This window comes from Segeticoccus rhizosphaerae (genome assembly GCF_009192725.1).
In the GTDB taxonomy this organism is placed as follows: Bacteria; Actinomycetota; Actinomycetes; order Actinomycetales; family Dermatophilaceae; genus Segeticoccus; species Segeticoccus rhizosphaerae.
In genome coordinates, this window is the sequence record NZ_VOHR01000728.1 from 1 (window position 1) to 562 (window position 562).

The following is a 562-nucleotide window of genomic DNA, read 5'->3' on the forward strand; positions in this document are numbered from 1 at the left end:
CGACGCCAGCCCCCACCTGCTGCGCAGGAAGGCGGAGGCGGCCGGCGCCGAGGCACCACGTCGCAGCAGCGCGCTGCCGACGTCGCGGGCAGAGGCGAGCCGGACCGCCACACCCACAAGGGCGATGCCGACGGCGAGCGAGAGCAGCAGGGGCCACGTGCGAGCGTCCCCGAACGCCCGCGTCTGCTCGGCCCAGCCCAACGGGGACAACCAGGTGAGCCCGTTGCCGAGGACGTCACCGACACCACGCAGCAGGTAGGCGAGGACGAGCAGGCCGAGGGCGATCGCGTAGACGCCTCGGCCGTGCAGGACGACCTGTGCGGCGACAGCCGCGATGCCGGCGAACACCAACCCGAGGGCGCCGAGCGACGCTGCGTAGAGCAGCGACCCGGCGACGGGGACGCCCACGGAGATCAGGCCCGCGGCCAGGGCCAGCGAGGTGACGATTAGCGCCGCGGTCGCCACCAGCGCGGCGGCCGCCAGCGGCGCGGTGCGCCCGATCCGACCGGCGAGCAGCAGCTCGAGGCGCCCGGACTCCTCGTCGCGGCGGGTGCCGCGGGCG

1 pseudogene is annotated in these 562 nt (G+C 76.0%); it reads right to left on the reverse strand.

The features are described 5' to 3' along the window. Positions 1-562: pseudogene (locus FRW57_RS23840) on the reverse strand (ABC transporter permease); the annotation flags it as partial.